This is a genomic window from Actinosynnema sp. NPDC037264 (genome assembly GCF_055603705.1).
In genome coordinates this window covers 41,810-52,109 of sequence record NZ_JBVJVK010000043.1, presented here as the reverse complement: position 1 = coordinate 52,109, position 10,300 = coordinate 41,810, and the positions used below count along the sequence as shown (strand labels likewise).

At 71.8% G+C, this 10,300-nt stretch carries 9 protein-coding genes; 3 read left to right on the top strand and 6 right to left on the bottom strand.

The window, feature by feature from the left end; all coding sequences use genetic code 11:
* Positions 1-133 precede the first annotated feature (133 nt).
* The 4 genes from ACZ7GX_RS33110 to infC form a co-directional block, all read right to left on the bottom strand.
* Positions 134-982: a TrmH family RNA methyltransferase gene (locus ACZ7GX_RS33110; RefSeq protein WP_498782546.1), complete on the bottom strand. Its 849-nt coding sequence runs from the start codon at positions 980-982 to the stop codon at positions 134-136.
* Entirely contained in the window at positions 979-1,368 is a 390-nt protein-coding gene (rplT, locus tag ACZ7GX_RS33105; RefSeq protein WP_073892005.1) for a 50S ribosomal protein L20, read from the bottom strand. Before rplT ends, ACZ7GX_RS33110 begins: the two co-directional genes overlap by 4 nt.
* 99 nt (positions 1,369-1,467) lie before the next feature.
* Complete coding sequence (gene rpmI / locus ACZ7GX_RS33100) at positions 1,468-1,662, bottom strand: 50S ribosomal protein L35 (RefSeq protein ID WP_123746324.1); 195 nt, start codon at positions 1,660-1,662, stop codon at positions 1,468-1,470.
* Positions 1,663-1,735: 73 nt separating this feature from the next.
* Positions 1,736-2,341, bottom strand: a complete 606-nt coding sequence (infC, locus tag ACZ7GX_RS33095) for a translation initiation factor IF-3 (protein ID WP_498782499.1) — start codon at positions 2,339-2,341, stop codon at positions 1,736-1,738.
* Positions 2,342-2,608: 267 nt separating this feature from the next.
* Between infC and ACZ7GX_RS33090 the strand changes: the two genes are divergently transcribed.
* On the top strand, positions 2,609-2,959 hold the full coding sequence (locus ACZ7GX_RS33090) for a DUF1844 domain-containing protein (RefSeq protein ID WP_053722440.1): 351 nt from the start codon (positions 2,609-2,611) through the stop codon (positions 2,957-2,959).
* A gap of 4 nt (positions 2,960-2,963) precedes the next feature.
* Here ACZ7GX_RS33090 and ACZ7GX_RS33085 read toward each other — a convergent pair whose 3' ends face one another.
* Positions 2,964-5,195 (bottom strand): ATP-binding protein, encoded by a 2,232-nt coding sequence (locus ACZ7GX_RS33085; protein ID WP_498782497.1) that lies wholly within the window; start codon positions 5,193-5,195, stop codon positions 2,964-2,966.
* Positions 5,196-5,440: 245 nt separating this feature from the next.
* On the opposite strand from ACZ7GX_RS33085, the gene ACZ7GX_RS33080 reads away from it, so the two are divergent.
* On the top strand, positions 5,441-6,970 hold the full coding sequence (locus ACZ7GX_RS33080) for a S8 family serine peptidase (RefSeq protein WP_498782495.1): 1,530 nt from the start codon (positions 5,441-5,443) through the stop codon (positions 6,968-6,970).
* Positions 6,971-7,007: 37 nt separating this feature from the next.
* Here ACZ7GX_RS33080 and ACZ7GX_RS33075 read toward each other — a convergent pair whose 3' ends face one another.
* Complete coding sequence (locus tag ACZ7GX_RS33075) at positions 7,008-7,604, bottom strand: hypothetical protein (RefSeq protein WP_498782493.1); 597 nt, start codon at positions 7,602-7,604, stop codon at positions 7,008-7,010.
* A gap of 107 nt (positions 7,605-7,711) precedes the next feature.
* Here ACZ7GX_RS33075 and ACZ7GX_RS33070 point away from each other — a divergent pair, with 107 nt between their 5' ends.
* Complete coding sequence (locus ACZ7GX_RS33070; RefSeq protein WP_498782545.1) at positions 7,712-9,988, top strand: ATP-binding protein; 2,277 nt, start codon at positions 7,712-7,714, stop codon at positions 9,986-9,988.
* Positions 9,989-10,300: the final 312 nt, after the last annotated feature.

The following is a 10,300-nucleotide window of genomic DNA, read 5'->3' as shown; positions in this document are numbered from 1 at the left end:
GCCGCGTGAGACCGCCGAGCCATCGCCGGCCGCTGGCAACCCTCACCCGGCAGAACCACCGAGCAACACCACCGAACAGAACCGCAGACCAGTCAGCCGAGCCGTCCCGCGAGCAGTCAGCCGAGCCGTCTCGTCAGACCCGCTGAGCGCGAGCGGAAGCGTAGAGGCACACCGCTGCGGCGGTCGCGAGGTTGAGGCTCTCCGCCTCGCCGTAGATCGGCACCTTCAGCGAAGCGTCCAAGCTCGCCACGACCTCGTCCGGCAACCCGTGCGCCTCGCTGCCGAAGACCCACCCGGTCGGCGCCGCGAGATCACCGCGCAGGTCGGCCGTCACCAGGTCCTCCGGCGCGTACCCGTCCGCCGCGACCAGCCGCAGCCCCGCCTCCCGGCACGCCGCGAACGCCGCATCCGCGTCCCGCACGCGCGCGATCGGCAGGTGGAACACGCTGCCCGTGGACGCGCGCACGCACTTGCCGTTGTGCGGGTCGACCGCGTCGCCCGCGAAGATCACCGCGTCGGCACCCGCCGCGTCGGCCACGCGCACCACCGTGCCGGCGTTGCCGGGGTCCGCCACGCCGTGCAGCACGGCCACCAGCCGCACGCCCGGCGAGAGCGCCTCCGCCACCGGCACGTCGACCAGCGAGCACACGGCGACGATGCCCTGCGGCGTCACGGTCTCCGACAGCGCGGCGGCGGCCTTGTCGGTCACGGGGCTGACGGGCACGCCGGCGTCGACCGCGGCGTGCACCAGCGAACCGTTGCGGGTGGTGGCGTCGGCGGTGACGAAGAGTTCGTGCACCCGGCCGCGCCCGGCTGCCGCCCAGGCCAGGGCCTCGCGCACGGCCTGCGCGCCCTCGGCGAGGAACCGTTCGGCGCGATCACGGCCGGAACGCCTGGTCAGCCGCTTAGCGGCAACGACCCGGGGTGTCCGTTCGGTGAACGGAGCATCCCCGGGTCGTGGTGCGCGATCGTCCGCGCTCAGGCCTTGTCCTCGACGGGCGCGTTCACGTCGCTCGGCAGGGCGGCGCGAGCGGCCTCGACCAGCGCGGTGAACGCGCCGGGGTCGCTGACGGCCAGCTCGGCGAGGATCTTGCGGTCCACCTCGATGCCGGCGAGCCGCAGGCCCTGGATGAAGCGGTTGTACGTCATGCCGTTGGCGCGGACACCGGCGTTGATGCGCTGGATCCACAGCTTCCGGAAGTCACCCTTGCGGGCGCGGCGGTCCCGGTAGGCGTAGTTGAGCGAGTGGAGCACCTGCTCCTTGGCCTTGCGGTACAGCCTCGAACGCTGGCCGCGGTAGCCGCTGGCGAGCTCAAGGGTGGTACGGCGCTTCTTCTGGGCGTTCACTGCCCTTTTGACGCGTGCCACGGGTCCATCCTGTCGATCTCGTGGGGCCGGTGGGGGCCGACCCCGGTGTTCAAGGGGGTGAAGGTCTTAGGCCTCGGAGGCTCGGACGGCCTCGGACGTTCAGAGGCCGAGCAGCTTCTTCAGCCGCGGCACGTCGTTCTTCGCGACCTCGGTCGTGCCGGCGAGACGACGCGTCAGCTTGCTGGACTTCTTCTCCAGCAGGTGGCGCTTGCCGGCCTTCTCGCGGACGAGCTTGCCGCTGCCGGTGACCTTCACGCGCTTGGAGGTCCCGCTGTGGCTCTTGTTCTTGGGCATTTCCGTCCTCAGTCTCGTGCAGCCACCGGGGATGGGGGCGGCCATGCTTGCTCCCGGCCCGGAGGCCGGGAGATCACTCTTCGACAGACTCGTCCGTCGCCTCGTCGGCGCTGTCGTTCTTGATCGGACGGGTCTTCGTGGTCTTGTGCGGCGCCAACACCATGATCATGTTGCGGCCGTCCTGCTTCGGGTTCGACTCGACGAACCCCAGCTCGGCGACGTCCTCGGCGAGCCTCTGCAGCAGTCGGTAACCCAGTTCCGGCCGGGACTGCTCACGGCCGCGGAACATGATGGTCACCTTGACCTTGTTCCCGTGCGACAGGAAGCGGGCCACGTGGCCCTTCTTCGTCAGGTAGTCGTGCGGGTCGATCTTCGGCCGGAGCTTCTGCTCCTTGATGACCGTCAGCTGCTGGTTGCGGCGCGATTCACGGGCCTTCTGCGCGCTCTCGTACTTGAACTTGCCGTAGTCCATGAGCTTGCAGACCGGCGGCCGAGCCTGTGCGGCGACCTCGACGAGGTCGAGATCCGATTCCTGGGCGAGTCGGAGCGCGTCCTCGATGCGAACGATCCCGACCTGCTCGCCGTTCGGCCCGACCAGACGAACCTCGGGCACGCGGATGCGGTCGTTGATGCGCGGCTCGGTGCTCACCGGAGCACCTCGGTTCGAGGGACTTGTCATTCACGTCCTTTGTGACTCGTTGTGCGCCAAAGACAAGAGGCCCCACACCTGCCCGGTGTGAGGCCCGCTTCCTACCGATCGCACAACGAAGGGCGCAGTCGACCCTTCGATGGACCGGACCCGGCCACCTGCACGAAGCGGCAGACTCGGGTGGGAGCGGGGCTCCACTTGCCGTCCCCACACGTGTGGGGACTGGTCGCGCGGAGAATAGTAGCAGATGGCCTTGTCAACCCCCGAATCGGCGACCGGTCGGGGGCGGTTGCGAGAATGGCTCCCGTGACCGACCTGCCTTCGAACAACGTCCGCGACCTGTCCGATGTTCCCAGCGTCGAGGTGATCAGCAAGGCGGCGATCATGCTGCTCTCCTCCGCCGCCGAGCGCCTCGGCCTGGCCGACGAAGACCCCGAGCACAGCCCCCGCCGCGACCTCGACGAGGCACGCCGCCTGATCACCGCGCTGGCCGGCCTGGTCACCGCGTCCGCCGAGTACCTGGGCCCGCACGCCGGGCCGCTGCGCGAGGGGTTGCAGTCCGTGCAACGGGCGTTCCGCGAGGCGTCGGCGTACCCGGACGAGCCGGGCCAGGGCCCCGGCGAGAAGTACACCGGCCCCGTGTACTGACAGCTCATTCCCCGGGCCCCGGTTCGCCCAGTTCGGCGAGCGCGTTGGCCTCTTCGCGGCGGTTGCCGATCGCCCTGGCCAGGTCCAGCGCCTCCTCGAGCAGCTCCCGGGCGACGTCGGCGTTGCCGAGCTGCCGCTGCACCGCGCCGAGGTGCACGAGGGCGGTGGCCTCGCCTTGGCGGTCGCCGATCTCACGGTGCGACCGCAAGGCCTGGTCGAGGTGTGTCAGCGCCTCTTCCGGCTCACCCGCGACCCGGTGGGCGATGCCGATGCCCGAACGCGTCCAGGCCTCGTCGTAGCGGTCGCCGAGTTCGCGGTTGACGAGGAGGGCTTCGCCCAGGTGGCGCAGGGCCGCCGGGACGTCGCCGGTGAGCCGGTAGTGGACGACGCCGATGTGGACCAGTGCGCCGGCCACCCCTCGTCGGTCGCCCACCTGCGCGAACAGGGCAAAGGCGCGTTGCAAGGACGCGAGGGCGGCTGTCCGCTCGCCCTGTTGGAGGTGCACGACCCCGATCCGACCGAGCGCCTCGGCTTCTCCGTGGAGGTCGCCCAGTTCCACGAAGATCCTGCGCGCCCGCTCCAGGTGGGCGGACGCATCGGCGTAGTTCCCCTCTTGTTGGCTCGCGCCACCGAGGTAGGTGAACGACAGGGCGATGCCCCGCTGGTCGTGGGCGTCGGGCGAGATCCGGAGCGCCCGGGTGAGCGCCGCTCGCGCGGCCGGGTAGTCGCCTTGTTGGAGGTGGACCGTGCCGAGGTTGAGCAACATGCCGCGCTGTGCCGACAGCTCACCGTGCGCCTCGGCCGCCTCGATCGCGGCCGTGTGGATTGCCGGCACTTCCTCACTGTCTCCGCAGATGCACAGGACATGCCCGATCTCGGCGACGATCGACCAGGCGTAGGGCTTCACGTCGTGGGCCGACGCGTAGCGCACGCAGGAGACCAGGTTGGGCAGCTCCGACCTGAACCACTGGATGGCACTGGAGTAGTCGGTCGGCTCCGCGTGACGCCGCCCGTCGTCTTCGGGCGTGTCGTCCCGAGGTGTGCTGATCGGTGTGGGGATGAGTCGTGCTGCTGCCTGTGCCCTGCGGAAGAGGTCTTCGAGGAGACGGCGGACGGACAGAGCGCGGTCGGCCTCGTCGTCGTGCTCTCGGCCGAGCTCGCGGGCGAACTCGCGGACGAGGTCGTGCATCCGGTAACGGCCCGGTCGGTGTTCTTCGAGCAGGTGGCGGTCGAAGAGGTGGTCGAGGAGTCGCTGCGCGGTGGCGTGGTCGAGCGAGCGCAGCGCGGCGGCCGAGTGCGCGGAGATGTCGGGTCCAGGGTGCAAGGCCAGTGCGCGGAACAGCTCCTGCGCAGGTGGCGTGAGGTCCCGGTACGACAGCTGGAACGCCGTGGCCACGTGAGCGTCCTCCTCCTGAAGTCCGAGCACGGCGACCGCGTCGGTGAGTTTGGTGTCGAGTTCCGCGACGCTCCAGGCGGAGTGCTTGCGGAGCCAGGCGGCGGCGATGGTGATCGCCAACGGGAGGTGGCCGCAGTTGCGGACCAGGTGGAGGGTGTCGGGTCGGATCGCCGGGGTCGGAGGGAGTCCGGCGCACTTCGCGAAGAGGTCGGCCGCTTCCCGCACGGGCAGGGCGCGGAGGGAGAGCATGGTCACGCCGTCCGCGACACCGATCCTCCGTCGGCTGGTGACCAGGCACCGGGACATCCCCGTTCCGGGCAGCAGCGGTCTGGCGTCGGCGAAGCGCACGACGTTGTCCAGGACGATCAGGAGCTTCCGGGGAGCGAGCAACGAGCGCCACAGCGCCACCCTGGCTTCGAGTGATCGGGGGATGGTGCGGGGCGGCACGTGGAGCGTCTCCAACAGGATGCCGAGCGCTTCACCGGTGCTCAGCGGTGACTGCCCGGCGGTGTAGCCGCGCATGTCGAGGTACACCTGACCGTCCGGGTAGCGCTGGGCCAGTTCGTGCGCGGCGTGCACCACCAGGGCGCTCTTGCCGACGCCGGGCATGCCGTCCACCACGAGCACGGGCGGTGTACCAATGGTGTCGGCACAGATCCGGGCGAGGTCGTCGTGGCGGTCGGTGAAGGTGGGCGTGCGGGGCGGGAGGTTCCGGGGGACGGGTAGTGGATGCGGGTGGTGGACGCTGATGCCGCCCTTCACCACGCCGACCTGGACGACGGTGCCGATGGTGTCGGCGGTCGACGTGTTCCGCACCGTCGGCTCGGGTTGGCGCACCACGGCTGCGACACCTCCGGATCGCCGCGTGAGTCACCTGAGGGTCGCGCAGTCGGGCGGGCGGCACGGCCGCCGGCGGTGGGGTTTCACCCGTTGGTCGGTGCCGTTCCCCGCACGATTGCGTGTCCGCTGCCCGATGCCGAAGGGTTGCTTTGCGGGGAGGTGGAGGTTCGGCACGTGGGCGTGCCAGGGTCGGAGGGGTTCGCGCGAACTCCTGATCCTCGACCCTGCACGAGGGAGAACCCCACATGGGAGAGTTACGCGCGCCCTGGATTCGATCAGTCCGAGCAGTCGGTGTCGGTGCGTCGGTGGTGTTGGCGGCGGTGTTGGGCGTGGCGCCCGCGCAGGCCGCCGAGCCGCAGATCCGCGACGCCGGTGGCCCGACGGCCGTTCCGGGCAGCTACATCGTGGTGTTGGAGGACGGCGCCGGCGCGGACGTGCTGGCGGCGAAGGTGGGCGCCCACGTCACCCACCGGTACCGGTCGGCGTTGAACGGTTTCGCGGCGACCATGAGCGAACGGGCGGCGAAGCGGTTGGCGGCCGACCCGGCGGTGGCCTACGTCGCGCAGGACCGGCGGGTGGAGGCCCTGGCGGACCAGCCGAACCCGCCGTCGTGGGGCCTGGACCGCGTCGACCAGCGCGACCTGCCCCTGAACGCGAACTACGGCTACGCGACCACGGCGGGCAACGTGCACGCCTACATCATCGACACCGGCATCCGCGCCACGCACGCGGACTTCGGCGGCCGGGCGACCTTCGACGCCAACACCACCGGTGACGGCAACAACACGGACTGCAACGGTCACGGCACGCACGTCGCGGGCACGGTCGGCGGCGCGGCGCACGGTGTGGCGAAGGCCGTCCGGCTGCACGGCGTGAAGGTGCTCACGTGCTCCGGTTCGGGCACGATCGCGGGCGTCGTCGCCGGGGTGGACTGGGTCACGGCGAACGCGCTGAAGCCGGCCGTGGCGAACATGAGCCTCGGCGGCGGCGCGAACGACACGCTGGACGCGGCCGTGCGCCGGTCCATCGCGTCGGGCGTCACGTACGCCGTCGCGTCGGGCAACTCGAACGCCAACGCGTGCTCGTACTCACCCGCCCGGGTGGCGGAGGCGATCACGGTCAACGCCTCGGACAGCTCCGACGCGAGGGCGACGTTCTCGAACTGGGGCACGTGCACGGACGTGTTCGCGCCGGGCGTGGGCATCACGTCGGCGTGGAGCACGGGTGACACCGCCACGAACACGATCAGCGGGACGTCGATGGCGTCGCCGCACGTGGCGGGCGCCGCCGCGCTGGTCCTGGCGGGCAATCCGGGCGCGTCGCCGCAGCAGGTCCGGGACGCCTTGGTGTCCGCCGCGACGCCGAACAAGGTGGGCAACCCGGGCACGGGCTCGCCGAACGCGCTGCTGTTCACGGGTTCCGCGCCGCCGCCGCAGCCGGGCGCCGACACGCTGGTCCGGGGCGAGGGCCTGCGGGCGGGGCAGGCCAAGGTGTCCCAGGACGGCCGGTTCACGCTGGTCATGCAGGGTGACGGCAACCTGGTGCTGTACACGGCGGCCGGTCAGGCGCTGTGGCACACGAACACGCACGGCACGGGCGCGGCGTACGTGGTCCTCCAGCACGACGGCAACCTGGTGATCTACACGGAGGCCGGTCAGCCGGTGTGGCACACGAACACGCACGGCACGGCGGCCGACCGGCTGATCGTGCAGAACGACTCGAACGTGGTGCTCTACGGTCCGACGGGCCAGGTCTTCTGGCACCGGATGGCGTGATCGCGACGTGACGCCGGGGTCGGAGCGGGCCCCGGCGTCACGGCCGGACGCCGCTGGCCCGCAGCCGCCGGGCGGCCAGCGCCTCGATGACCTCGGGGTCCTGCCGCCGCCAGCCCTCGACCGGGTCGCCGGGGAACGTCGCCAGGTCGTGCAGCGACAGGGTGGTCAGCGCGTGCAGCGCGAGCAGGTCGAGCCGTCCCTGGTCGCGCAGCCGCCGCGCCACCGCGGCCCGTCGGGCGAACCGCAGCCGCAGCGGCAGCCACGTGATCAGCACGAACGCCAGCGGGATGGCGATGAGCGCGGTGGTGAGCCACAGCGCGGTGGACTCGACGGCCGCCACCTGGGCCTGGCCCGCGTCGGTCAGCGTGCCGCCGGCGGAGCGGCCGCGTTCGAGCGCGTCGGCGAGCTTCCCGCCGACCAGCGGCACCTCGCGGGCCTTGGCGGCGGCGTCGCCGAACGTGTCACTGAGGCCCTGCCCGGCGGTGGTCAGGCCGTCGCCGGGCGCGCGCAGCGCGCGGACCGCGTCGCCCACCGCCGTGGCGACGTCCACCCAGAACCAGGTCCAGGCGACCGCGAGCAGGTCGGCGACCACTTGCCACGCCAGTCGGGGCGAACGATCCGCGTACCACTTCATGAGGTGTGGTCTTACCACCCGGGCGTTACCGGAAACCGACGTGACGGTCGTCGCCGCGACCGCGGGTCGGTGTCGCGGCGGGTGGCACTACTGTCGCAAGCGTGGGGATGACGTTCGGTGAGCTGCTGCGCGCACACCGGTTGCGGGTCCGGTTGACGCAGGAGGAGCTGGCGGAGGGTTCCGGGGTCAGCGTGCGGGCGATCAGCGACATGGAGCGCGGTCGCGCGAAGGGGCCCCAGCGGCGCACGGTGGAGGCGCTGGCCGGTGTGCTCTCGTTGGCGGAGCACGAGATCCGGGAGTTGCTGGACGCGGCCAAGGAGGGTCGGGCGCGGCGCGCGCCGTCGCCCGCGACGCCGTCGGCGTTGCCGCCGGACGTGGCCGACCTGACGGGTCGCGAGGTCGAGCTGGCCGAGTTGGCGGCGGTGGCGGAGGGGACGCGGACCACGTCGTTGGTCGTGGTGCACGGTCCGCCGGGCGCGGGGAAAACGGCGTTGGCGGTGCGGGCGGCGTACCGGTTGGCGTCTCGTTTCGCGGACGGGTGCTTCTTCTTCAACCTGCGCGGGATGGACGTGCGGCCGGTGCACCCGTCGGAGGTCGTGCACCGGATGCTGGTGGCGCTGGGCGTGCCGGAGAAGGAGATCCCGGCGGGTGAGGCGGAGCGCTCGGACCTGTACCGGGCGCGGTTGCGGGAGCGGTCGACGTTGCTGGTGCTGGACAACGCGTCCGACGAGGCGCAGGTGCGGCCGTTGTTGGCGACGGGGTCGGGGTCGTTGGTGCTGGTGACGTCCCGGTTGGTGCTCGGCGGGTTGGAGGCGGGTCACCGGCTGGGGTTGGACGTGCTGGACCCGGTCGAGTCGTTCGACCTGCTCGGCGCGATCGCGGGGCGGGCGAGGGTGGGTGCGGAGCCGGTGGCGACGGCGCGGGTGGCGAAGCTGTGCGGTCACCTGCCGCTGGCGCTGCGGATCGCGGGCAACCGGCTCGCGAGCCGTCCGAAGTGGACGATCGGGCACCTGGCCGGGCAGCTGGTGGACGAGCGGCGGCGGTTGTCGGCGTTGACGGCGGGCGACCTGCAGGTGCGGACGGCGTTCGAGATGTCCTACCGGCAGCTCGGCGAGAAGGCGGCGGTGTTGTTCCGCCGGTTGTCGCTGGTGCCGGGCGCGGACTTCGGGCCGGACCTGGCCGCGGTGCTGGCCGACGTGGACCGGTTCGCGGCCGAGGACACGTTGGAGGAGTTGGTGGACATGAGCCTGCTGGACACCGCGGAGGTGCCCGGTCGGTACGTGTTCCACGACCTGATCCGGGTGTTCGCCGGTGAACGGCTGCTCGACGAGGAGCCGGCGCCGGTGGTGGCGCAGGGGCGGCGGCGGATGGCGGACTGGCTGCTGGGCACGGCGGTGGCGGCGGCCGGGTTCTTCGGCCCGGACGCGCGCACGACGCCGTCGGGGCCGTTGGGCAGCCAGGAGGACGCGGACGCGTGGCTGACCGCGGAGGCCGCGAACTGGTTGGGCGCGATGCGGTGGGCGGCCTCGAACGGGTTGCCCGCGGAGGTGCTGCGGCTGGCCACCGCGATGCACTGGTACTCCGACCAGCGCGGGCGGGCCGAGACGTGGGTCGAGGTGTTCACCGCGGGGGTGGCGGCGGCGCGGGCGTTGGGCAGCGTGCGCGACGAGGCCGTGCAGCTGAACTTCCTGACGTGGACGCTGTCGGTGCTGATGCGCCGGTACCCGGAGGCGTTGGCGTTGTACGACGAGGCGTGGCGCGCGTCGGTGGCGGCGGGTGACGTGACGGAGCAGGGCTGGGCGGTGCACTACCGGTCGGTGTCGGAGCTGCGGACCGGGCGGTTGGAGGAGGCGCAGGTCAGCGCGGTGCGGGCGCAGGAGTTGTTCCGGCAGGCGGGGTTCCCGCTGGGTGAGCAGATCTCGTTGTCGTGCCTGGGGTTGGTGCTCGACGGGTTGGCGCGGTACGAGGACGCGGTGCGGGTGCACCGGGAGCTGCTGGCGAACGTGCGGGCGGGGAAGCTGGACCTGGCGCCGGTGATGGCGAGCGAGATGTCGGCGACGCTGCTGGTGCGCACGGCGGACACGCTGGGTCGGTTGCAGCGGTGGCCGGAGGTGCTGGCGGCGGCGGACGAGGCGTTGGAGCTGTTGCGCTCGGCGACCGCGCCGCCGAGCCTGTGCGACGCCCACTACCTGCGCGGGTTGGCGTTGCACCGGCTCGGCGATCCGGAGGGCGCGCGGGTGGAGCTGACGCGGGCGGCGGCGCTGGCGTCGGATCACCGGCACCACCGGCTGGCGGTCGTGCTCGGCGCGTTGGCCGACGTGCTCGACGACCTGGGCGACCCGGTCGCGGCTGGGGTGTCCCGCGACCAGGCCGCTGCTCTGTGAGGCCGCTGTCGATCAGCCGATCGGTGATGCGTTCCTAGCCATCGCCGGGTCCTTCCCTGACGTGCTCTTGGGGTTGTGGCCAGTCAATCGCCCGCGCGCGCCCGACACCACGCAGAACAACCGGCAGAAGTACGCGCGATCGCCCGTTCGGGCAACTGCCGGGGCCGTTGGTCGCCCATTCGGGCACTTTTCGGCGGGACTGGCGGTGTGTCCCGCATGAGGGATGTCGACCCTGACTGGTCGCGGAAGATCAGGAGCGCGGAGCAGAGGACGCGGAACAGAGGACGCGGCTGCGCAAGGTCGTGCGGAGGG

Excerpts from the sequence above, each read along its gene's own strand:
- rpmI (WP_123746324.1), bottom strand. The coding sequence starts at position 1,662 with ATGCCCAAGAACAAGAGCCACAGCGGGACCTCCAAGCGCGTGAAGGTC.
- infC (WP_498782499.1), bottom strand. The coding sequence starts at position 2,341 with ATGACAAGTCCCTCGAACCGAGGTGCTCCGGTGAGCACCGAGCCGCGC.
- ACZ7GX_RS33090 (WP_053722440.1), top strand. The coding sequence starts at position 2,609 with ATGGCTCCCGTGACCGACCTGCCTTCGAACAACGTCCGCGACCTGTCC.
- ACZ7GX_RS33080 (WP_498782495.1), top strand. The coding sequence starts at position 5,441 with ATGGGAGAGTTACGCGCGCCCTGGATTCGATCAGTCCGAGCAGTCGGT.
- ACZ7GX_RS33075 (WP_498782493.1), bottom strand. The coding sequence starts at position 7,604 with ATGAAGTGGTACGCGGATCGTTCGCCCCGACTGGCGTGGCAAGTGGTC.
- ACZ7GX_RS33070 (WP_498782545.1), top strand. The coding sequence starts at position 7,712 with ATGACGTTCGGTGAGCTGCTGCGCGCACACCGGTTGCGGGTCCGGTTG.